At 69.9% G+C, this 20,599-nt stretch carries 22 protein-coding genes and 1 tRNA gene; 15 read left to right on the top strand and 8 right to left on the bottom strand.

The features are described 5' to 3' along the window. Positions 1 to 137 precede the first annotated feature (137 nt). The 3 genes from pstC to pstB are packed head-to-tail and all read left to right on the top strand — an operon-like array spanning position 138 to position 3,042. Positions 138 to 1,163: a phosphate ABC transporter permease subunit PstC gene (gene pstC, locus FS769_RS10355; protein WP_144833087.1), complete on the top strand. Its 1,026-nt coding sequence runs from the start codon at positions 138 to 140 to the stop codon at positions 1,161 to 1,163. After that, positions 1,160 to 2,242, top strand: a complete 1,083-nt coding sequence (gene pstA, locus FS769_RS10350) for a phosphate ABC transporter permease PstA (RefSeq protein WP_144833085.1) — start codon at positions 1,160 to 1,162, stop codon at positions 2,240 to 2,242. The genes pstC and pstA overlap by 4 nt, the downstream gene beginning before the upstream one ends. Positions 2,243 to 2,262: 20 nt before the next feature. Then, on the top strand, positions 2,263 to 3,042 hold the full coding sequence (pstB, locus tag FS769_RS10345) for a phosphate ABC transporter ATP-binding protein PstB (protein WP_144833083.1): 780 nt from the start codon (positions 2,263 to 2,265) through the stop codon (positions 3,040 to 3,042). Between the two features lie 138 nt (positions 3,043 to 3,180). Here the strand turns inward: pstB and FS769_RS10340 are convergent, their stop codons facing one another. The 4 genes from FS769_RS10340 to sigK form a co-directional block, all read right to left on the bottom strand. Next, on the bottom strand, positions 3,181 to 4,065 hold the full coding sequence (locus FS769_RS10340; protein WP_144833081.1) for an aminotransferase class IV: 885 nt from the start codon (positions 4,063 to 4,065) through the stop codon (positions 3,181 to 3,183). 210 nt (positions 4,066 to 4,275) lie between these two features. Continuing rightward, positions 4,276 to 4,914, bottom strand: coding sequence for a DNA-directed RNA polymerase subunit beta (locus FS769_RS10335; RefSeq protein WP_144833079.1), 639 nt, complete (start codon positions 4,912 to 4,914; stop codon positions 4,276 to 4,278). A gap of 55 nt (positions 4,915 to 4,969) precedes the next feature. Then, positions 4,970 to 5,788, bottom strand: coding sequence for an anti-sigma factor domain-containing protein (locus FS769_RS10330; RefSeq protein ID WP_144833077.1), 819 nt, complete (start codon positions 5,786 to 5,788; stop codon positions 4,970 to 4,972). Beyond that, positions 5,785 to 6,387 carry an ECF RNA polymerase sigma factor SigK gene (gene sigK / locus FS769_RS10325; protein WP_186325504.1) on the bottom strand — a complete coding sequence of 201 codons (603 nt, stop codon included), beginning with the start codon at positions 6,385 to 6,387 and terminating at the stop codon, positions 5,785 to 5,787. The genes FS769_RS10330 and sigK overlap by 4 nt, the downstream gene beginning before the upstream one ends. Positions 6,388 to 6,700: 313 nt before the next feature. Between sigK and FS769_RS10320 the strand changes: the two genes are divergently transcribed. Further along, entirely contained in the window at positions 6,701 to 7,378 is a 678-nt protein-coding gene (locus FS769_RS10320; protein WP_144833073.1) for a fasciclin domain-containing protein, read from the top strand. A 105-nt stretch (positions 7,379 to 7,483) separates the two neighbouring features. Here the strand turns inward: FS769_RS10320 and FS769_RS10315 are convergent, their stop codons facing one another. Beyond that, positions 7,484 to 8,527, bottom strand: a complete 1,044-nt coding sequence (locus tag FS769_RS10315) for an iron-siderophore ABC transporter substrate-binding protein (RefSeq protein ID WP_230705179.1) — start codon at positions 8,525 to 8,527, stop codon at positions 7,484 to 7,486. 23 nt (positions 8,528 to 8,550) lie between these two features. Between FS769_RS10315 and FS769_RS10310 the strand changes: the two genes are divergently transcribed. The 3 genes from FS769_RS10310 to FS769_RS10300 all read left to right on the top strand — a co-directional run bounded on the left by FS769_RS10310 (position 8,551) and on the right by FS769_RS10300 (position 10,702). Continuing rightward, positions 8,551 to 9,597 (top strand): iron ABC transporter permease, encoded by a 1,047-nt coding sequence (locus tag FS769_RS10310; protein WP_144833072.1) that lies wholly within the window; start codon positions 8,551 to 8,553, stop codon positions 9,595 to 9,597. Next, positions 9,570 to 10,589, top strand: a complete 1,020-nt coding sequence (locus tag FS769_RS10305) for an iron chelate uptake ABC transporter family permease subunit (RefSeq protein ID WP_144833070.1) — start codon at positions 9,570 to 9,572, stop codon at positions 10,587 to 10,589. The genes FS769_RS10310 and FS769_RS10305 overlap by 28 nt, the downstream gene beginning before the upstream one ends. Before the next feature lie 40 nt (positions 10,590 to 10,629). Further along, positions 10,630 to 10,702: transfer RNA gene (locus tag FS769_RS10300), tRNA-Lys, on the top strand. 85 nt (positions 10,703 to 10,787) lie between these two features. On the opposite strand, the gene FS769_RS10295 is transcribed toward FS769_RS10300, so the two are convergent. Together FS769_RS10295 and FS769_RS10290 are read right to left on the bottom strand one after the other, a co-directional pair. After that, the gene (locus FS769_RS10295; protein ID WP_144833068.1) at positions 10,788 to 11,981 is read right to left on the bottom strand and encodes a low temperature requirement protein A; all 1,194 of its coding nucleotides are present in this window, start codon (positions 11,979 to 11,981) and stop codon (positions 10,788 to 10,790) included. Between the two features lie 64 nt (positions 11,982 to 12,045). Then, entirely contained in the window at positions 12,046 to 12,987 is a 942-nt protein-coding gene (locus FS769_RS10290; RefSeq protein WP_144833066.1) for a LysR family transcriptional regulator, read from the bottom strand. 116 nt (positions 12,988 to 13,103) lie between these two features. On the opposite strand from FS769_RS10290, the gene FS769_RS10285 reads away from it, so the two are divergent. From FS769_RS10285 to FS769_RS10265, 5 genes are all read left to right on the top strand, one after another. Further along, the gene (locus FS769_RS10285; RefSeq protein WP_144833064.1) at positions 13,104 to 14,090 is read left to right on the top strand and encodes a putative oxygenase MesX; all 987 of its coding nucleotides are present in this window, start codon (positions 13,104 to 13,106) and stop codon (positions 14,088 to 14,090) included. A gap of 20 nt (positions 14,091 to 14,110) precedes the next feature. Next, on the top strand, positions 14,111 to 15,148 hold the full coding sequence (locus tag FS769_RS10280; protein WP_144833062.1) for a methionine synthase: 1,038 nt from the start codon (positions 14,111 to 14,113) through the stop codon (positions 15,146 to 15,148). A gap of 35 nt (positions 15,149 to 15,183) precedes the next feature. After that, positions 15,184 to 16,224 (top strand): aldo/keto reductase, encoded by a 1,041-nt coding sequence (locus FS769_RS10275; RefSeq protein ID WP_144833061.1) that lies wholly within the window; start codon positions 15,184 to 15,186, stop codon positions 16,222 to 16,224. A gap of 95 nt (positions 16,225 to 16,319) precedes the next feature. Then, positions 16,320 to 16,517 (top strand): hypothetical protein, encoded by a 198-nt coding sequence (locus FS769_RS10270; protein ID WP_144833059.1) that lies wholly within the window; start codon positions 16,320 to 16,322, stop codon positions 16,515 to 16,517. A gap of 53 nt (positions 16,518 to 16,570) precedes the next feature. Then, a complete protein-coding gene (locus FS769_RS10265) occupies positions 16,571 to 17,410 on the top strand; it encodes a hypothetical protein (protein WP_144833057.1) in 840 nt (279 codons plus the stop codon). A gap of 21 nt (positions 17,411 to 17,431) precedes the next feature. Here FS769_RS10265 and FS769_RS10260 read toward each other — a convergent pair whose 3' ends face one another. Beyond that, entirely contained in the window at positions 17,432 to 17,914 is a 483-nt protein-coding gene (locus tag FS769_RS10260) for an Lrp/AsnC family transcriptional regulator (protein WP_144833055.1), read from the bottom strand. Positions 17,915 to 17,994: 80 nt separating this feature from the next. On the opposite strand from FS769_RS10260, the gene FS769_RS10255 reads away from it, so the two are divergent. The 3 genes from FS769_RS10255 to FS769_RS10245 are packed head-to-tail and all read left to right on the top strand — an operon-like array spanning position 17,995 to position 20,561. Beyond that, complete coding sequence (locus tag FS769_RS10255) at positions 17,995 to 18,735, top strand: hypothetical protein (protein WP_144833053.1); 741 nt, start codon at positions 17,995 to 17,997, stop codon at positions 18,733 to 18,735. After that, entirely contained in the window at positions 18,681 to 18,932 is a 252-nt protein-coding gene (locus FS769_RS10250; protein ID WP_144833051.1) for a hypothetical protein, read from the top strand. Before FS769_RS10255 ends, FS769_RS10250 begins: the two co-directional genes overlap by 55 nt. A gap of 42 nt (positions 18,933 to 18,974) precedes the next feature. Next, entirely contained in the window at positions 18,975 to 20,561 is a 1,587-nt protein-coding gene (locus tag FS769_RS10245; RefSeq protein WP_144833049.1) for a molybdopterin-dependent oxidoreductase, read from the top strand. Positions 20,562 to 20,599 lie beyond the last annotated feature (38 nt).

Below are 20,599 nucleotides of genomic sequence, written 5' to 3'. Positions count from 1 at the left end.
CCCGGCTCGCATCCACTGCGGGCCGGGCCGGGCTGATCGGAACGGTCGACCACCGTCGAACGCTCCGCTGAGCCGAAATCCTCAGAGAACACCCGATCGAGGAGAACCCATGACCCGTGCCGAGCGTGAGGTCCCCCGTGACTGACACCGTCACCGAACCCGAGACCTCGCCCGCCTCCCCGCCGCCGTCGCAGCCTCGCTCGAGCATCGTCGGCAAGCGTCGCGTCGGCGACTCCGTCTTCCTCGGTCTGTCGACCACCGCCGCGGTGTCGATCATGATCATCCTCGCCGGCGTCGCGATCTTCCTGATCCTGCGCGGCCTCCCCGCCATCACCGGCAACTGGACCGAGGGCGATCTCGCCGGCTACCAGAACGGCCAGTGGACCAACTTCTGGCAGTACGTCGGCCCGCTGCTGTTCGGCAGCATCTGGGCGGCGCTCATCGCCATGGTCATCGGCGCTCCGGTCGCGATCGGCATCGCGCTGTTCATCTCGCACTACGCCCCGCGCCGCATCGCCGGATTCCTGGGCTACATCGTCGACCTGCTGGCCGCGGTCCCCTCGATCGTCTTCGGCCTCTGGGGCATCATCGTCATGCGCCCCCTGCTGCTGCCGGTCGGCGAGTTTCTCAACCAGTACCTCGGCTGGATCCCGCTGTTCCAGGGTCCGGTCTCGTCCACCGGCTCGACGATGCTCACCGGTGGCGTGGTGCTCGCCGTGATGATCCTCCCGATCGTCACCTCGATCACCCGCGAGGTGTTCCTGCAGACCCCGCGCCTGCACGAAGAGGCGGCCCTCGCCCTCGGCGCGACGCGGTGGGAGATGATCCGCCTGTCGGTCTTCCCCTACGCCCGCAGCGGCATGGTCTCGGCCACGCTGCTCGGCCTGGGTCGCGCGCTCGGCGAGACCATGGCCATCGCGCTGATCGTGTCACCCAGCCTCATCTACTCGGTGCTCCTGCTCACCGACGGGTACAACTCGCAGACCATCGCCGCCAACATCGCGCTGAACTTCCCCATCGCCACCGACCTGCAGCGCTCGGCGCTGATCGGCACGGGCCTGATGCTGTTCGTCGTGTCGCTCGCGGTCAACATGTTCGCCCGCTACATCATCGGTGCGACCGGACCCGGGTCCAAGGGCCGCAAGAAGGGCAAGCGTTCATGACCGTCACGGCCCCCTCCGCTCCCCTGGCGCTGACCAGCGGGCAGCTCCCCCGCTACATCGAGCCGATGATGCTCGTGGGCGTCGCGATCGTCGTCGCCGGCGTGCAGCTGCTGCTCGGCGGCTTCAACCTCGCGACCTGGCTGATCATCACGGCGATCATCTACCTCATCGCGATCGGCGTCGGCTCCACCATCGTCGAGAACCGCCGCAAGGCCGTCGACCGGGTGGTGCGCGGCCTCGTCACCGTCGCGTTCCTGCTGGCCGTGGCCCCACTGATCTCGACCCTCTGGACCGTCGTCTCCAAGGGCCTCGCGGTCGTCAACTGGAACTTCATCACCCAGACCGGCGGATCCACGTTCGACCCGAACACCCTCGAGGTCGTCGCCACGGCGGGTGCGTGGCAGGCCATCGCCGGAACGCTGATCATCACGGGTATCGCCGCGCTCATCTCCGTGCCGATCGGCATCCTCGCCGCGGTCTACCTCGTCGAGTACGCGCAGCCGAACAACCCGCTGCGCCGCGCCATCACCTTCCTCGTCGACGTGATGACGGGCATCCCCTCGATCGTCGCCGGTCTGTTCGCGTTCTCGCTGTTCAGCCTGGTCATCGGTCCGAAGGCGTTCAGCGGCTTCTCGGCATCCATCGCCCTCTGCGTGCTGATGATCCCCATCGTCATCCGCTCGACCGAAGAGATGCTGCGCCTGGTGCCCGCCGACCTGCGCGAGGCGTCCCTCGCCCTGGGCGTGCCGCGGTCGGCGACGATCATCAAGGTCGTCCTGCGCACCGCGGCATCCGGAATCATCACCGGCGTCGTGCTCGCCGTGGCCCGCGTGGTGGGTGAGACCGCGCCGATCTTCATCGCCGCCAGCTTCACCGACAACTTCAACGCCAACCCCTTCGACGGACCCATGCAGACGCTCCCCGTCATGGCGTACACCGCGTACAGCTTCCCCGGGCAGGACATCGACGCGTCGCAGGCCAACGCCTGGGGTGCGGCCTTCCTGCTCGTCGTCCTCGTCGTCATCTTCAACCTGATCGCCCGTATCGTGGCGGCGGTGTTCGCGCCCAAGGCGCGCTGAGCCCAGAAAGGCACTCACTCGTGTCCAAGAGCATCGAGGTCCAGGACCTCAACGTCTACTACAGCGACTTCCTCGCGGTCGAGGGCGTCTCGATCGACATCGAGCCCCGCTCGGTCACCGCGTTCATCGGTCCCTCGGGCTGCGGCAAGTCCACGTTCCTGCGCACGCTGAACCGCATGCACGAGGTCATCCCCGGCGGTCACGTCAAGGGCCGCGTGCTCATCGACGGCGACGACCTCTACGGTCCCGGCGTCGACCCCGTGCTCGTGCGTCGTCACGTCGGCATGGTCTTCCAGCGCCCCAACCCGTTCCCGACCATGTCGATCCGCGAGAACGTGCTGGCCGGCGCGAAGCTCAACGACAAGCGCATGTCACGCAGCGACGCCGACGCCCTCGTCGAGAAGTCGCTGCAGGGCGCCAACCTCTGGAACGAGGTCAAGGACCGCCTCGACAAGCCCGGCGGCGGCCTTTCGGGCGGTCAGCAGCAGCGTCTGTGCATCGCGCGCGCCATCGCCGTCTCGCCCGACGTGCTGCTGATGGACGAGCCCTGCTCGGCCCTCGACCCCATCTCGACGTTCGCGATCGAGGAGCTGATCGGCGAGCTGAAGAGCGAGTACACCATCGTGATCGTGACGCACAACATGCAGCAGGCCTCGCGCGTGAGCGACAAGACGGCGTTCTTCAACATCGCCGGCACCGGCAAGCCCGGAAAGCTCATCGAGTACAACGACACCGCCTCGATCTTCACCGCGCCCAGCGTCCAGGCGACCGAGGACTACGTCTCGGGTCGCTTCGGATAAGCACCCCGCGCACCGCGAAGGCCCCGCTCCGGCGGGGCCTTCGTCGTTCACGCCTCAGTCCCGCGGGCTCAGTCCCGCGGGCTCAGTCCCGCGGGCTCAGTCCCGCGGGCTCAGTCCCGCGGGCTCAGTCGCGCGGGCTCAGTCGCGCGGGCTCAGCAGGTAGGCGTTCAGCTCGTCGGTGAACGCGCGGTCGACCGGAACCGACGTGCCGTCGACGGAGCGGATCGGGGCGGCGAGCCGCACGCTCGACAGTAGCCACGCGGCATCCGCCGTCGTGAGATCGGTCACCGGGACCGTCTCGTACGCCGTCGAGAAGCCGCGCGCCTCGAGGAACGAGAACAGACTCAGCTGGGTCGTGCCGTGCAGGATGCCGGCGGCGGGCGACGGGGTCGCGAAGCGATCTCCGACGCGCAGGACGACGGATGCCGTGGGAGCCTCGAGCACGAATCCGTCGGTCGTGACGAAGACGGCGTCGTCGGCTCCGCGCCGTTGGGCCTCGCGGATGGCCGCCATGTTCACGCCGTACGACAGCGTCTTGGCACCCAGCTGCAGCCACGGCGCGTGCGCGGGGGCGTCGAGGGCGTAGCCGCGGTCGAGGGTGACGACGTCGACACCCTCGCTCCGGGAGCGGAAGTTGTCGGGCGCCGTGGCGAGGGTGATCCACGCGGTCGGGGTCGGGCCCTGCTCCACTCCGCGGCTCAGGACGAGCTTCATGACGTTCTCGCCCGAGCCTGCCTCGGTCGCGACGCGGGCGATCGCCGCCCGCCACTGCGCGGGGTTCGGCGCGGGCAGCTCGCAGAGCTCGGCGGAGCGCGCGAGGCGGGCCAGGTGCGGGCCCACCTCCTGCACGTGCCCGTCGACGACGCCGAGCGACTCGAAGATCCCGTCGCCGCGCTGAGCGCTCAGCTCTCCGAGCGGAAGGACGGGCCCGTCGGGGTCGACGACGCGGAAGGTCGCGTCCCAGTCCTCTCGGGTGTCGTCGGATGCCGCGGGGTCGAGCAGAAGAGCGGAACGCCAAGCCATACCGCGAGCCTAGACGCGGGAAACGACACGCCCGGGGCTTGTCAACGGGGCTGTCGGAGGGAATGCCACCGCGCCGGTCTTGTTACACTCTTCATGCCGGGCCGCAGTAACCCCGGGCTCCATCTTCTGCCGCTTTGAGCGGCCTTGCGCCGAGAGGCGTTCTGCGGTCCGGCACTTTTCTTTTCCGCGGTGTGTTCTCCCGCGGAGCGCTCACGTCAACGCGTCGCGGCGCCAGAGAGCGGCGGATGCCGAGAGATCTTCGGCGTAGGTCGCCAACCGCAGGGCGCGCGTGGTCAGGGCACTCGCCCGCTCCGACTCGGTGTTCTCGTAGTCGTCGGCGAGGTGGGTCGAGCCCGCTGCCTGCACCCGGCAGAACGCCGCCGCGCGGTCGAGGGCGACGGCGAAGTCCCCGTCAAACAGACCGCGCAGGATGGTGTCGATGAGCGCCACGAGCTCTTCGGGTCCGGCGGGAGCCGGGGCCCCGGCCACCACGGCATCCACCGTCGCCATCTCGACCCGGCCGCGCTCGTACAGCAGGGCGGCGGTCGGGGCGTCGTCGTGGATCATGAGCTGCAGCAGGTAGAGCCGCCACAGTGCCCCGGGAAGCGACCGCGCGGGCGAGCGCGACCACAGCTCGGCGATGTCGTCGATGCCGTGGTCGTCGGTGAAGGCGACGAGACGTTCGACTACGTCGATGCTGGGGTCGGCCCGCACCCGGGACAGCAGCGCCTGAGCGGTGCTGTGCGCGACGCGCGACACCTCGGCGGGGTCCTCGGCGGAGAACAGGCGGTCGAAGAGCTCGGCGGGGCGCCGGACCGGCTTGTGGAACTCGCGGGGGGAATCGCTCATGCATCCAGGCTAGAGCGTCGGCCCCGGAGGCCGGGCCGGGCTCAGGCGGGGCGACTCACGCCGTGGCGACAGCGAGCACGGGGGCCGAGCTCGGCGTGCCGTCGGGCGAACCGCCGGCGGGTTCGACGGTCACGGCGATGACGTCACCGCTGTGCATCTCGCCCGTGAGCTGGGCCGTGGCGTTGCCGTCGGCATCCGGCTCGAAGATCCCGGCCGGGATCGCGATCTGGTCCTCACCGCGGACGAACCACAGTTCGTAGGTCTTGCCGTCGGGCAGCGCCGGCATGCCGTCGGCGACGAGCACGCTCTTGCCGCTCGAGGGCGACCAGTGGGCCGTGGCGACCGTGCCGTCGGGCATGGTGGCCGAGGCCGACTGCGCGTCGGGCGCGTCTTCGATCTGCTGGAGGGCCACGACCGCGGCGGGCGGGGCGAACAGCTGACTGACGGTGACGGCGCCGAAACCGAGGACGAGGACGGCGGCGAACGACGCGGCAAGCGCGAACCAGCGGCGGGCACCCCAGCCGGAGGCCGACGACGCGCCGACCGTGACAGCCTCGCGCTCGGGCTCGATGACGGCGGGCCCGGCCGCGGCGTAATCCTCGTCGTCGACGACGGATTCGTTCGGAGATGTGGATACCGCTGAGTCCTGCGGGAGCTCGGAGATGCGGGCGAACAGCGACGCACGCACGGACGGCGGGGGCTCGACGGGCTCGACGGAGTCGCCGATCGCGGCGACCGCATCGACGGCGTGGCGCACGTGGTGGTCCCAGTTCGGGTTCCCCGCGAGAGCCTCCTGGTACGCGCGCTCATCAGCCTCGGAGAGCGCGTTGAGCGCGTGTCCGACGGCGAGGTCGGCGAAGTCCCTCTCGTTCACTTGTCCACCCCCATTTCCATCCTCAAGCGCGACAGGCCGTCGCGCATCCTGGTCTTGATCGTGCCGAGCGGTGCCCCGACGAGGGTTGCGATCTCACTTTGGCTGTACCCACCGAAATAGGCCAGCGTGAGTGCTTCCTTCTGTGCTTCGGGAAGCGCCGCCAGTGCATCGACGACGCGCCGCCCTTCTATTTTCATCTCTACTTTTTCCGATACGGCGTCGTAAGCGACATCCATATCGCGGAATCCTGCGCGCACATCGCGATCCACGCTCGACTGCGATGACCGCACGCGGTCCACCGCTCGACGGTGCGCGATCGTGAGAACCCACGATCTTCCTTGCCCTCTGTTCGGAGTGAAGCGCGCAGCGGATTGCCAGATTTCGAGGAAGACCTCCTGCAGAACCTCTTCACTCTGCGACCGGTCGACGAGCACGCGCAGGATGAGACCGAACACGCGAGGGGACAGCGTGTCGTAGAGCTCGGCGAAAGCGGAGCGGTCGCCGTCGGCCACGCGCTGCAGCAAGGCACCGACGTGATCGGCAGGCGCAGGCCCCTCATCGGGGAGGTCGAAGCCGTCGATCACCATGCGTCCCATCATTGCGTACGTCTCCGCGTGGGCACGCGTGCGTGCGCGCGCGTCGCGCGTGAGCTAGCGCCCGCGGCCTTCCCGCCCCCTTCTCCGGCGCGAAGCGAACTCGTCCAAAAATATTATCGGGAATATTTTAAACCCTCTGATCTGGTATTTATCGTCGCCCGGATGCCGTTACGCCGGGCGAATCGCAACATTCCGCAATCCGATGCGACGGGGGTCCCGAATGCCCTGTGTAAGCCGCTCCACGGCGAACCGCCCCTCGCACCGGGGTGTCCCTGACGGGTCGCAGACGCGATCCGGACGATTTCGGAGGAATGTCATGCTCACCAACAAGAAGCCCGTTATTGCTGGTCTCGCCCTCGTTCTGGGCTCGGCCTTCGCACTCACCGCCTGCTCGGGCGGCTCCACCGCCGGCGGCTCCACCACCGACGAGTCCTCGTCGATGCCGTCGATGTCCGCATCGCCGTCGATGTCGGCTTCGTCCAGCGCCATGGACCCGGCCTCCAACCTCGTGGGCCCCGGTTGCGCCGACTACGCCGCCGCCGTTCCGTCCGGTGCCGGCTCGGTCGAGGGCATGGCCGCTGACCCGGTCGCCGTCGCCGCGTCGAACAACCCGCTGCTCAAGACGCTCACCGCAGCCGTCTCGGGCCAGCTGAACCCCGACGTGAACCTGGTCGACACCCTGAACGGCAGCGAGTTCACCGTCTTCGCCCCCGTCGACGACGCGTTCGCCAAGATCGACGCCGCGACCATCGACTCGCTGAAGACCGACTCGGCCACCCTGACCAAGATCCTCACGTACCACGTGGTCCCCGGCCAGCTCTCGCCCAGCGAGATCGACGGCACCCACACCACCGTCGAGGGCCAGGACGTGACCGTCGCCGGCTCGGGTGACGCGATCACCGTCAACGGCTCGACCAACGTCATCTGCGGTGGCGTCCAGACGGCCAACGCCACGGTGTACCTCATCGACTCGGTGCTGATGCCCCCGATGTAAGTCCTCGGACGCGCGGCGACGCGCATCCGACCGATCACTGAGTGATCGATCCTGACGGCGAGCGCCGGACCCCAGGCGAGGGGGTCCGGCGCTCGCTTTCGTTCGTCACGAACCCAGGACGCGGACGATCTCGTCTTGCACGAGCCGTGCCGCGACGGGGCCGGCGTTCATGAACCAGGGGTCGAAGTCGACGATCGTCGTCTTCCCGTCTGCGACGGCGGAGAGCGTCGACCACAGCGGGGCGTCCTCGATGAAGGAGACACCCTGCCCTGTTCCCCCGTAGAACACGTGATCGGCGTCGGCGAGGTCGATCTGCTCGGCGCTGATCTCCTGCGACGTCTCGTCGAACCGCTGCGACTCCGGGCGTCCGAGACCGAGGTCTTGAGCGATCCCGCCCGCGAACGAGGGCACGCCCATGATGCGCGTGCGATCGCCGGTCGACTGCAGGAACGACACCGTCGGCTCCTCTACGGCGTGCGTCGCGGCGAAGTCCGCGCTGTCGCTCTGCAGCGCATCCAGCACACCGCGAGCCGCTCCCTCGTCGCCCAGGGCGTCGGCGATCAGCAGGAAGTCGCTCTTCCAGTTCACTCCGTTGCCCTTCGTCACCACCGTCGGCGCGATCGCCGACAGTGCGTCGTAGAGCGCCTCGCCGCGTGTCGAGTTGATGAGGATGAGGTCGGGCGCCGCCTGCGCGATGGCCTCGAGGTCGGGCTCGGTGCGTTCTCCGATGTCGGTCATCGCGTCGAGCGACGCCGCGTCGTCGGCGAACGCGTCGCGCAGGTACTGCGGGACGAGCCCGCTGTTCTCGGCCCGGGTCGCGGCAACGGGGACGTCGCCGAGCGCGAGCACCGCATCGAGCTGCCCCGTCGAGACCACCGCGATGCGCGTCGGCGCGGCCGGGACCTCGGTGACCCCCTCGAAGTGCGTCACCTCGCGGGGGAAGACGCCGTCGGCCTCGTCGGAACCCATGCCCGGCTCGAGATCGCGCGAGACGACCCACTCTCCGGTCGCCGCGGCTTCGGCATCCACCTTCGAGGTGGGGGCGGCAGGGCCGGCGCAGCCCGCGAGGGCGACGACGGCCACGGCACCGAGAGCGGCGACGAGGGGACGGAAACGGTGGCGGGAAGACAGGGAACGAAAAGCAGTCACAGGGTTAGGTTATCCTTACCTTTGTGCTCGACATCCACCCGGCCGTGTCTGCGGATGCCGACTCCCCGGCGCGCCTGCGTCGCCGCTCGCGAGCGCGCATCGCCGTCGTCACGCTGGGCCTCACCGTCGTCTTGATGGGCGTGATCGTGTCGAGTCTCGCCGTCGGATCGCGGGCACTCTCGCCGCCCGACGTCGTCTCGGCGCTGTTCTCGGATCGCACGGATGCCGGGGGCGTCATCGTGCACCAGTTGCGCCTGCCGCGCACGATCACCGCCGTGTTCGCGGGCGCGTGCCTCGGCGTGGCCGGGGTGCTCATGCAGGCGCTCACCCGCAACCCGCTCGCCGACCCCGGACTTCTCGGGGTGAACGCGGGCGCCGCCCTCGGCGTCGTCGTCGCGATCGCCGTGTTCGGCATCGGGACCGCGAGCGGCTACGTCTGGTTCGCCTTCGCGGGGGCAGCCGGCGCGGCCGTGCTCGTCACCCTCGCCGCCCGACCCGGGCGACGCAGCGACACCGTCGGGCTCGTGCTCGCGGGGGTCGCCCTCAGTGCCTGCCTCGGCGCGCTCGTCCGCATCATCACGCTCGCGGACGACGACACGTTCGAGTCGTTCCGCTTCTGGGCGGTCGGTTCGTTCGAGCGACGCGATCCCGGCGTCGCCGGCCAGCTGCTCCCGTTCGCCGTCGTGGGCATCGTGCTGGCGGTCGTCGTCGCGCGCGGCCTCGATCAGCTGCGTCTCGGTGACGACCTCGCCCGAGCACTCGGCGTCTCCCCGCTCCCGGTGATCCTCGGCGCGGGTGCCGCGATCACCATCCTCTGCGCGGCGGCCACCTCCGCGGCCGGCCCCCTCGCGTTCATCGGACTGCTGGTCGCGCACCTCGTCCGCGGATCGGCGAGCGGTGGCCTTCGCTCCTCGCTCCCCCTCGCGGCGGTCGGCGGCGCCACCCTGACGCTCGCGAGCGACGTCATCGGTCGCGTCATCGCGCTTCCCGGCGAGGTGGAGGCGGGGATCGTCGCCGCCTTCGTCGGCGCTCCCCTGCTGCTGTGGCTGATCCTGCGGAAGACGCCGTGACCGCGCTCGTGCGACGCCGCTCCCGCCGTCCCGTGATCGCCCTCGGCGTGACGCTGGTCGTCGCCGCGGTGGCGGCGGTGGTCGGGCTGACGACGGGTTCGTTCCAGGCGTCGGTGGGAGACGTGGCATCCGCCCTCTCCGGCACGGGCGATGCGCGCACCTCGCTCGTCGTGCTGGGCCTGCGGGTTCCCCGGATCTCGGCCGCGCTCGCGATCGGTGCCGCCCTCGGGCTCGCCGGGGCGGTGTTTCAGACCCTCGCCCGCAATCCGCTCGCGAGCCCCGACATCGTCGGCTTCAGCGCCGGCTCGGCCACCGGGGCGTTGATCGGGCTGACCCTCATCGCTCCCACCGCCTCGCCGGCGGCCGGTGCGTGGATGGGCGGGCTGCTCACGGTCGTGGTCGTCATGATGATCGCCCGGCGGGTCGGGATCTCGCGCGAGAAGACGATCCTCGCGGGGATCGCGCTCAGCATGCTGCTCTCGGCCGTCAACGACTACCTGCTCACACGTGCGCCGCTCGAGATCGCGCGCAACGCGACGCAGTGGCTCTTCGGCAGTCTCGTGGCCGCCTCGGCATCCGACGTCGCCCTGCTCCTCGGCTCGCTGATCGTGCTGTCGGCGGTGCTGGTCGTCGTGCACCGCGACGTCCGCGCGCTCGAGCTCGGTGACGACACCGCCCGCTCGCTGGGTGTGCGCACGGGCCGCGCCAAGCTGGTGCTCATCGTCGTGGCCGCGCTGCTGACCGGCACGGCCACCGCCGTCGCGGGACCGATCGGCTTCGTCGCCCTCGCCGCACCCCAGCTGGCGAGGAGGGTGATGGGCACCAGCGGCATCCCCCTCGTCGGGTCGGCCGCGATCGGCGCGACGGTGCTGCTCATCGCCGACGTCGTGGCGCAGCGGGCGCTCGCTCCCCTGCAGATCCCGGTCGGGCTCGTCACGGGCGTGGTGGGCGGGGCGTACCTGTTCTGGATCGTGGCGCGCACGCGCCGGTGAACACGCGGGCCCGTTCGCGCCCGGTACGCTGGAGACATCAGGGCCTGTAGCTCAGTTGGCAGAGCATCGGACTTTTAATCCGCGGGTCGAGGGTTCGAGCCCCTCCGGGCCCACTCTCTCCCTCTCGGAGCACTACGCCGTCGGACCGGACGCGACGCTCTCCGCCGCCGTCGCGCGCTTGCGCCGCCAGAGGTGCGTTCATCCCCCCGCTCTGCGCCCACGACGCACCCGCTCGACGGTCTCGGCGGCTGCGACACCGGCGAGAAGGATCGCGGCCGCGATCGACAATCCGAGCGCGTCGAGGACAGGCAAGAGAAGGGCCATCCCCGCAAGCACGGCCAGACCGACGAGGCCGAACAGCTGAGCTCTCGGCCACCGCCGTTCGAGGGTGCGCCGGAACAGCACGGTGCCCGCGAGGAAGAGGAGGGGCCCGCCGACGATGACGATGGTCGCGGCGGCACTTCGCTGGTCGGGATGCGAAAGCATTTCCTTGTCGCCCACACTCAGCAACACGATCCCGCCGATGATCGGAAGGTGCACCCAGGTGTACGCCGTGCGAGCGAGTCGGCCTGGTTCGTCCGACGCCTCGATCGCCTCAGCGCCGACGCGCTCGCCGTGATCGAAGTAGATCCACCACGCCGCCGCGGCGGCGACGAACGCGGTCACCAGCGACGCCACCGATGACGTGGACGACTCCTTCTCGACGAAGGCGAGGCCGGTGACGAGCAATCCCTCGCCGACCGCGATGAGCACGAAGAGCGCCGTGCGTTCGGCGATGTGGGGGCCGGACAGATCCCACGACTGCAGCCGCACTTTTCCTCGACCCGGTATCGGGTACCCCAGGATCGTGCCGAGCAGTTCGAGAGCGAGCGCCGCGGTCCACAACGGCAGTTGCCCGGCAGGGGGCAGCACGGCACCGACGATCCAGAGGGCGCCCCCGACGACGGTCCATCCGAGGATCAGAGCGAAATCGTGCGCCGCCCTCCGGTCGTGACGAACGGTCGCCCACACGATGAATCCCGTGCGCCCGATCTGCAGGACGACGTAGGCCACGGCGAACGCCCACGCTCGATCACCGAAGGCCTCCGCGATCGAGACGCTCATCACGAGCGCGACGAACCCCAGAGCGACGACCACTCCGCGCACGGGAAGCTTCACAGGGTCGAGCCAATTGGTCACCCAGGTGGTCGACACCCACGCCCACCACAGTGCGCACACCATGATGACGCCCTCGAACGCGCCGAGCGGAGTCTGGTTCTCGAAGAGGTAGGCGGACAACTGCGTCAGCGCGAGAACGAACATCAAGTCGAAGAACAGCTCGACGTACGTCACCCGGTCCGCGCGCGAGGAGTCCGTGGGGCGCAACACGTCGCGGGCCATCCCGAATGCCATGCCTCATCCTGGCACCGACGCGTGGGGTCTAGACGGCGAACCGCTCACCGACCCGAGCCGGCCGTCAGCCGATCAGCTCGACCCCGAACTCCGCCACCACGGCGCGCATCTCGGCGAGGTAGCGCTGCGCCTGCTCGGTGAGGGGGATGGCCGTGCGACCGATCCAGCCGATCTCGATGCGCTCGTCGACATCGAGGGGCACGGCGACGATCTCGGGGTCGAGGTCGTCGCTGATGATGCCGGTCGAGATCGTGTAGCCGTCGAGGCCGATCATGAGGTTGAAGATCGTGGCGCGATCCGAGACGCGGATCTCCTGGCGGCTCGACAGGGTCGAGAGGATCTCCTCGGCGAAGTAGAACGAGTTGTTCGCGCCCTGGTCGAAGGTCAGGCGCGGCAGGTCGGCGAGGTCGTCGAGACTCGCGCGCTCGCGCCCGGCGAGAGGATTGCGCCGCGAGACGAAGATGTGCGGTTCGGCGCGGAAGAGCGGATGGAAGGCGAGTCCCGAGTCCCGCAGCAGCTTGTCGAGCACGTTGCGGTTGAAGTCGTTGCGGAAGAGCACGCCGACCTCACTGCGCAGGGTGCGCACGTCTTCGATGATGTCGAAGGTGCGGGTCTCGCGCAGGGAGAACTCGTACTCCGCGGCATCCGTCGCCTTCACCATCCGCACGAACGCGTCGACGACGAACGAGTAGTGCTGCGCCGAGACGCCGAGCAGGCGACGCGAAGGCGGGCGCCCCAGGTAGCGCTGCTCGAGCAGCTCGGCCTGCTCGACGACCTGGCGGGCGTAGCCGAGGAACTCCACACCGTCGACGGTCAGCGTGACCCCGCGCGCGGAGCGGGTGAGCAGGTCGCGACCGACGCGCGTCTCGAGGTCGCGCATCGCCGCCGACATCGTGGGTTGCGCGACGAACAGCAGGTCGGCCGCCGCGCTGATCGAGCCCTCGGCCGCGACCTCGATGAAGTACTGCAGCTGCTGCAGGGTGATGCCGCTCGATCGCCTAGCCATAGTCGAAGGCTATACCTCTGCATAGTTCAACGGAATTACCCGATGACTCCGGTCGAAGCGCACCATGAAGACACGATCACCGCACGGCCCACCCGGCCCTTCTCGATTGGCTCGCCATGGCGAACGACATCACGTTCCGCATCTCCACCACCCGCTTCGACGAGGACTACGCGCCGTCGAGCAGCTCGCGGATCACCACCAACTTCGCCAACCTCGCCCGGGGCGAGCACCGCCAGCAGAACCTGCGCAACGCCCTCGCGATGATCGACCGCCGCGTGAACGACCTCGTCGGCGGCGGCGCGGATACGTACAGCGTCGAGCTCGACATCGTCTCGGCCCACCTGCAGTTCGACGACGACGCCGGCGCCGACCGCGAGTTCCCGCTGCTGGAGGTGCTCGACATCCACGTCGTCGACACCACCACCGGCGAGCGCCACCAGGGCATCGTCGGCAACAACTTCTCGTCGTACCTGCGCGACTACGACTTCAGCGTGCTGCTGCCGGCGGCCAACGCGGACGGCAAGCCCTTCACCCTGCCCGAGGACTTCGGCATCCTGCACGGCAAGCTCTTCCAGCACTTCCTGGGCTCCACCGCCTACCGCGAGCGCTACGCGCAGTCGCCCGTCGTGTGCATCAGCGTCTCGACGAGCCGCACCTACCGCCGCACCGGCGTCGAGCACCCCGTGCTCGGCTTCGAGTACGAGCAGGACAGCTTCAGCCTCACCGACGAGTACTTCGGCAAGATGGGCCTGCAGGTGCGCTACTTCATGCCGCACGGCAGCGTCGCTCCCCTGGCGTTCTACTTCGAGGGCGACCTGCTCGCCGACTACACCGACCTACAGCTGGCCGGCACGATCGCCACGATGGAGACGTTCCAGAAGATCTACCGCCCCGAGATCTACAACGCCCACTCCCCGGCCGGCGAGGTCTTCCGTCCGACCCTCGAGCACGGCGACTTCACGCGCACCGATATCGCCTACGACCGCGAGGAGCGCAGCCGCCTCGGCATCACGCAGGGCCGCTACACCGAGGAGCACTTCGTGACGCCGCACCGCGCGGTGCTCGACGCCTGGCTCGTCGCCGACGCCCTCCCGACCCGATGACTTCCCCGGAGACCCCCACCGTGAACGCGCTCATCCCCACCGCCCTCGTCGGCAGCCTCCCCAAGCCCTCGTGGCTCGCCCGCCCCGAGGTGCTCTGGTCGCCCTGGGAGCTCGAGGGCGACACCCTCGCCGAGGGCCAGCACGACGCCCTGCGCGCCGCCGTCCAGGAGCAGGAGCGCCGCGGCATCGACATCGTCAGCGACGGCGAGCAGACGCGTCAGCACTTCGTCACGACCTTCATCGAGCACCTCGAGGGCGTCGACTTCGAGAACCGAGAGACGGTGCGCATCCGCGACCGCTACGACGCGAGCGTTCCCACCGTCGTGGGCGCGGTCGGCCGTCGCCAGCCGGTGTTCGTCGCGGATGCCGCTTTCCTGCGGCAGCAGACGGATCGCCCGATCAAGTGGGCCCTTCCCGGCCCGATGACCATGATCGACACCCTCGCCGATCGCCACTACCGCAGCCGAGAGAAGCTCGCCTGGGAGTTCGCGACCATCCTCAACCAGGAGGCCAAGGAGCTCGAGGCGGTGGGCGTCGACATCATCCAGTTCGACGAGCCCGCGTTCAACGTCTTCTTCGACGAGACGAAGGATTGGGGCATCGCCGCCCTCGAGCGCGCGGTCGAGGGCCTGCGCGCCGAGACGGCCGTGCACATCTGCTACGGCTACGGCATCAAGGCCAACACCGATTGGAAGGCCACGCTCGGCGCGGAGTGGCGCCAGTACGAGCAGTCGTTCCCGCTGCTGCAGAGCTCGAGTATCGACATCGTGTCGCTCGAGAGCCACAATTCGCACGTGCCGATCGATGTGATCGAGCTCATCCGCGGCAAGAAGGTCATGCTCGGCGCCGTCGACGTGGCCGGCCACGACATCGAGACGCCCGACGAGGTCGCCGACACCCTGCGGCGCGCCCTGGAGTTCGTCGACGCCGACAAGCTGATCGCGAGCTCGAACTGCGGCATGGCCCCCCTGCCGCGCCAGGTCGCGTTCGACAAGATGAGCGCGCTCTCCGCCGGCGCCCGCATCCTGCGCGACGAACTGGCGCGCGTCCCGGCCTGACGCGCGCACCGGGTCATCCGTGGCAGAGTCGGTCCATGCCCATCGCTGCCGATGACCCCCGCCTGACCTCCGCCTTCACCGCGTCTACCGCACGGTACGACGACGTCCCGTTCGCGCGGGCGGGTGTCAGCGGCATCCGTCTACCCCGCATCTCTCTCGGTCTGTGGCAGAACTTCGGCAGCGGCCGCACGCTCGACTCGCAGCGCGAGATCCTCCTGCACGCGTTCGACCGCGGGGTCGTGCACGTCGACCTCGCCAACAACTACGGCCCGCCCTACGGCGCCGCCGAGTCGACGTTCGGCACCGTTCTCGACAGCCACCTGCGCCCCTACCGCGACGAGCTGTTCCTCTCGACGAAGGCCGGCTACGACATGTGGCCCGGCCCCTACGGCGACGGCGGATCCCGCAAGTACCTGATGCGCTCCCTCGAGCAGAGCCTCACCCGCATGCGCACCGACTACGTCGACGTGTTCTACTCGCACCGCGTCGACCCCGAGACGCCCATCGAAGAGACGGTCACCGCCCTCGTCGACATCGTGCGCAGCGGCAAGGCGCTCTACGTCGGCATCTCGAACTACCCCGCCGACCTCACCCGCCGCGCGCACGAGCTGCTCGCCGCCGAGGGCGTGCGCCTGTTCGTGCACCAGCCGCGGTACTCGCTGTTCGACCGCACGCCCGAGGCCGACCTGTTCCCGACGCTGCGCGACCTCGGCGTCGGCAGCGCGGTGTTCTCGCCGCTCGCTCAGGGTCTGCTGACGGCCAAGTACCTCGACGGCACCGTTCCGGCCGACTCGCGCGCCGCCGACAGCCGCTTCCTCGACGGCAGCGCCCTCACCGACGACTACCTCGAGCGCATCCGCGGCATCGAGGGCGTCGCCCGCGAGGCGGGACTGTCGATCCCGCAACTGGCGGTGGCGTGGGTGCTGCGCGACCCCGTGGTCACCACCGCGATCATCGGCGCCTCGCGTCCGAGCCAGGTCGACGACGCGGTGCACGCGAGCAAGGCCACGCTCTCCGACGACGTGATCGCCGCCCTGGAGCCGTTCGCCGCCCCCGTGGGCGCCGCCGTCCGCTGAGCGCAGGCATATCGCCCGCGGTGACGCAAGCGGCACGGCATCCGCTGCTCGATCGTGTGGGGTGGACACCTCACGACGCGAGCAGAGGAGTCACCATGGGAGTCGGACGTTGGATCGGGACCGGAGCGGTCGCCCTCGCGGGCGCCGTCATCGCCCGCACGGCCATCGGGCGCGCCGCCGCCGCGGGGACCGTCGCCTACCGGGTCTGGAAGGACCCGAAGGTGCAGAAGATCCGCCGCAAGGTGATCGCGAAGATGAGCAAACAGCGCGGCGTCCGCACGAACACGCGCTGAGTTCTCCCGGCGTTCACGCGACCCTCGTACCCTCCGGGTGAGGAGGTCGACGGATGCCGAAGAACCTGCGGTCCCGCATCGCCGTCGTCGCTGCTGCGGCGGCGGCGATCGCCGTTCTCGGCGGGGGCGTGCTGATGTTCGGCCTCATGGCCGATGAGACGCGCTTCCCCCGCTCCGACCCCGCCTTCGACGCGTTGAGCGCGCAGGTCGGCTCGATTCCCGGGGTGACGGACGTGCAGAGCGAACGCTGGGTCGAGGCGCCGTTGTTCGTCCAGCCGCACACGTCCCTCTCGGTGACCGTCTCCGATGACGACCTCGACGAAGTCTGGCGCCTGGCGTGCGCGTCGGAGTATTCGGATGCCGTGTCGTGGGGTTTCGACGTGGTCACCGTCGCCGACACGCGCGTCTCCTTCGCGGGCGAGGCCGACGACGGGTGTCCCGACGTCGGGTTCGATCCCGCCCCGGTCGTGACCGAGATCGGCCGACTCGCGCCCGGGGAGACCGTGCAGGCCGCGATCTGGGACGGTGCGCGCCTGGGGATCTCGACGATCGACGGCCGCGAGATGGCGGACCGCCTTCTCCCCCTCGTCGCCGGCGCCGACGCGCTGCGGACGGCCGCGGGCGTCGGCCCCGGCACTCCCGTGGAGGTGAGCGGCCCGCAGCTGGGCGTCGTCGTCGGCCCCGGCGAGGCGCAGCGCTATCACGACCTGCTCGCCCGACTCATCGACACCTATGGAGCCACGGCGCTCTTCCTCGGCGGCGGGGGAACCCCCATCGACGGGGCCGAGAAGGTGCAGCTCACCGCCCCCGCCGAACACCACGCGGCGATCGAGCGCGAGATCGCCGCCTCGGGTCTCCCGATCGCCGACCTGCCAGTGGCGTTCCTCTCCTGATCGGGCGACCGGTCGATCCGATCAGCGGCGCGCGGTCTCCTCGCCGAGCGGGAGCGGCGAGAGCGGCTTCGTCTCGGCGAAGGCGAACGTGGTGTCGATCGAGGCCAGCGACGGGATCGCGCGCAGGTGCTCCCGCAGCAGGCGCTCGTACTCCGCGAAGCTCGGCGTGACGATCCGCACGAGGTAGTCCCAGTCACCCGCCAGCAGGTGCGCCTCGACGATGTGCGGGATCGCGCGCAGGCGCTGCTCCACGGCATCCACCGTCGCCCCCTCGTGCGTCGCCAGGCGTAGTCGCACGAACGCGGTGATGCTCAGCCCGACGACCTTCGAGGCGACGACGGCGCGATAGCCCTCGATGACCCCCTGCTGTTCGAGGTGGCGCACGCGCCGCAGGCACGGCGAGGGCGAGAGGCCGACACGATCGGCCAGCTCCTGGTTCGTGAGACGGCCGTTCTGCTGCAAATCGTGCAGGATCCGCTTGTCGATGCCATCGAGAGCCGTCATACGGCAGATTCTGCCAAGACCAACGATTCCCGGGCAACTTTCGCAATCGCCTGCCACCGGCGAATCCCTACGCTCAGCGGGTGACCACGTTCGCCCTGCCGCGCCACCCCGCGCTCGCTCGCTTCACCGTGATCGGCCTCGCGGCCGTGGCCGCGGTCGTCGCGCTCTGGTCGTCGTTCGCCCTGTCGGCGCGGGCCCTCGAGGGAGCCGGACTGACGATGGGGGATGCCGCGATCGTGCGGTTCGCGGTGCCCGCGCTCGTGCTGTCGCCCTGGATCCCCCGCACGCTTCGCGCTCTCCGCCGGGAGCGGGCGCTCATCGTCGCGCTGGTCTTGCTCGCCGGACTCCCCCACTACCTGCTGTTCGCGTGGGGCGCCCACCTCACCTCCGCCGCCCTGACCGGCCTGCTGGTGCCCGGGACGGTGCCCCTCTTCGTCACCCTCCTGCTCTTCGCGCGCAGCCGGCGCGGCATCCCCCGCCGTCGAGCCCTCGCCCTCGCCGCCATCGTCGCGGGCGTCGCCGCCAGCGCGGTCTTCACCGGCGGATCGGCCGGCCCCGGCGGCATCGCCGTGCTGCTGGCCGCGGGGTTCGTGTGGGCGGCGTACACGGTGGGCCTCGCTCGCACGCGCCTCGACCCCGTCGGGGTGATCGTCGTCGTCTCGCTCACTTCACTCCTCGGTGCCGCGGTGCTCGCCGCAACCGGCGCCCCCCGTCGCACCTGTTCTCGGGCTCCATCGACCTGGGAGCCCTCGGCGGCTACGCCCTCGTGCAGGGCATCGGGACCGGCCTGCTGTCGACCGCCTGCTACGTCGTGGCGGTGAAGAACCTCGGCAGCAGCATCCCCGCGGCGGCCGGCGCGCTCAGCCCCGTGCTCACCGCGGTCGTGGCGGCCCCCCTGCTCGGCGAGCCGGTCACGGCCGGACTGGCCCTCGCCCTGGCCCTCATCGCGTCGGGCGTCGCCCTCTTCGCACTCACCCCCACGGCATCCGTTTCCCCTTCCGCTCCGAATGAGGTGTGAGGCCTCGTCACGCGTGCGCGACGGCCGGAGATGAGGGATGCCATGACCACCGACACCACGGCGAAGACCGACCGGAAGGCGTCGGTGCGCCGCCCCCACGCCTGGATCTGGGCCGCACTCGCCGGAATCGTATCGGCGGCAGCACTGCTGGCGGTCGCCGAGGCCCTTGCGGCACTGGTCGCCCGCTCGGCGAGCCCGATCCTCGCGGTCGGCTCGTTCATCGTCGACATCGTCCCGCGCCCCCTGAAGGAGCTCGCGATCACCCTGTTCGGCGAGAGCGACAAGATCGCCCTGCTCGCCGGCGTCGGACTCGGTGCCGCCGTCGCGGCCGCCGTCGCCGGTGTCCTCGAATACCGCTTCCGCTTCGTCGGGGTCGTGCTGCTCGGCATCGGCGGAATCCTCGCCACCGCCGCCATCGTCACGCGCACCGGCGCCGGCGCCCTCAGCTGGCTCCCCCCGGTCGCCGGCACCATCGCCGGCATCCTCGTGCTGATGCTGGCCATGGTCCGCCTGCGTCGCTGGGTGGCGGCCGCCACCGCGCAGAACGTCGAGGCCACGGGCACCGACCGCCGCCACTTCCTGCTCTTCACCGGCCTCACCGCCGTCGGCGCCGTCGTCGTCGGAGTGGGCGCACGTGTGCTGAACGCGGCGACCTCGTCGGTCGCCGCCGCTCGCGACGCCCTGCGTCTGCCGGCCGCGCGGTCGACCGTCACCGTCCCCGCGGACGCCAACTGGGAGATCGACGGCCTCAGCCCGATCATCACCCCCAACGCCGACTTCTACCGCGTCGACACGGCGCTGAGCGTTCCCAACGTCGACCCCACCACGTGGCGCCTGTCGATCGAGGGAATGGTCGACAACCCCATCGAGCTCAGCTTCGACGACCTCGTCAACATGGGCCTCGACGAGTACGGCGTGACCCTCACCTGCGTGTCGAACGAGGTCGGCGGAGACCTCGTCGGCAACGCGATCTGGACGGGGCTGCCGATCCGCGACGTGCTGCGGATGGCGGGTGTGCAGGCGGATGCCGACATGGTGCTCTCCGAGAGCGTGGACGGCTTCACGGCATCCACTCCCCTCTCCTCGCTCACCGACGACAACCTCGACGCGATCTTCGCGGTGGCCATGAACGGCGAACCGCTGCCCTTCGAGCACGGGTTCCCCGTGCGCATGGTCGTTCCGGGTCTGTACGGCTACGTCTCGGCGACGAAGTGGGTCACCAAGCTCACCGTGACCCGCTTCGACAAGGACGAGGCGTACTGGACCCCTCGCGGGTACGCCGCGCAGGCGCCGATCAAGATGTCGTCGCGCGTGGACACCCCCAAGATCGGCACGCCGATCGCCGCCGGACCCGTGGTCGTGGCCGGAATGGCCTGGGCCCAGCCGATCGGCGTCGAAAAGGTCGAGGTCAGCATCGACAACGGCGAGTGGCAGCAGACGCAGCTCTCGACGCCCATCAACGCCCAGTCATGGGTGCAGTGGAAGTTCGACTGGACCGCCGAGGCCGGCACGCACTACATCGCGGTCCGGGCCACCGACGCGCAAGGCAACGTGCAGATCCAGGACCAGGCGCCCATCGCCCCCGACGGCTCGAGCGGCTGGCAGCGCACCCTCGTCACCGTCTCGTGACACGGGAGCGGACCGGTTCGGCGAATGTCAATCGCTGT

This window comes from Microbacterium sp. BH-3-3-3 (assembly GCF_007679045.1).
Lineage (GTDB): Bacteria > Actinomycetota > Actinomycetes > Actinomycetales > Microbacteriaceae > Microbacterium > Microbacterium algihabitans.
This window is presented reverse-complemented; position numbering and strand designations above follow the sequence as displayed.

Excerpts from the sequence above, each read along its gene's own strand:
- pstA (WP_144833085.1), top strand. The coding sequence starts at position 1,160 with ATGACCGTCACGGCCCCCTCCGCTCCCCTGGCGCTGACCAGCGGGCAG.
- FS769_RS10340 (WP_144833081.1), bottom strand. The coding sequence starts at position 4,065 with ATGGCTTGGCGTTCCGCTCTTCTGCTCGACCCCGCGGCATCCGACGAC.
- FS769_RS10335 (WP_144833079.1), bottom strand. The coding sequence starts at position 4,914 with ATGAGCGATTCCCCCCGCGAGTTCCACAAGCCGGTCCGGCGCCCCGCC.
- sigK (WP_186325504.1), bottom strand. The coding sequence starts at position 6,387 with ATGATGGGACGCATGGTGATCGACGGCTTCGACCTCCCCGATGAGGGG.
- FS769_RS10320 (WP_144833073.1), top strand. The coding sequence starts at position 6,701 with ATGCTCACCAACAAGAAGCCCGTTATTGCTGGTCTCGCCCTCGTTCTG.
- FS769_RS10295 (WP_144833068.1), bottom strand. The coding sequence starts at position 11,981 with ATGGCATTCGGGATGGCCCGCGACGTGTTGCGCCCCACGGACTCCTCG.
- FS769_RS10290 (WP_144833066.1), bottom strand. The coding sequence starts at position 12,987 with ATGGCTAGGCGATCGAGCGGCATCACCCTGCAGCAGCTGCAGTACTTC.
- FS769_RS10285 (WP_144833064.1), top strand. The coding sequence starts at position 13,104 with ATGGCGAACGACATCACGTTCCGCATCTCCACCACCCGCTTCGACGAG.
- FS769_RS10275 (WP_144833061.1), top strand. The coding sequence starts at position 15,184 with ATGCCCATCGCTGCCGATGACCCCCGCCTGACCTCCGCCTTCACCGCG.
- FS769_RS10270 (WP_144833059.1), top strand. The coding sequence starts at position 16,320 with ATGGGAGTCGGACGTTGGATCGGGACCGGAGCGGTCGCCCTCGCGGGC.
- FS769_RS10265 (WP_144833057.1), top strand. The coding sequence starts at position 16,571 with ATGCCGAAGAACCTGCGGTCCCGCATCGCCGTCGTCGCTGCTGCGGCG.
- FS769_RS10260 (WP_144833055.1), bottom strand. The coding sequence starts at position 17,914 with ATGACGGCTCTCGATGGCATCGACAAGCGGATCCTGCACGATTTGCAG.
- FS769_RS10245 (WP_144833049.1), top strand. The coding sequence starts at position 18,975 with ATGACCACCGACACCACGGCGAAGACCGACCGGAAGGCGTCGGTGCGC.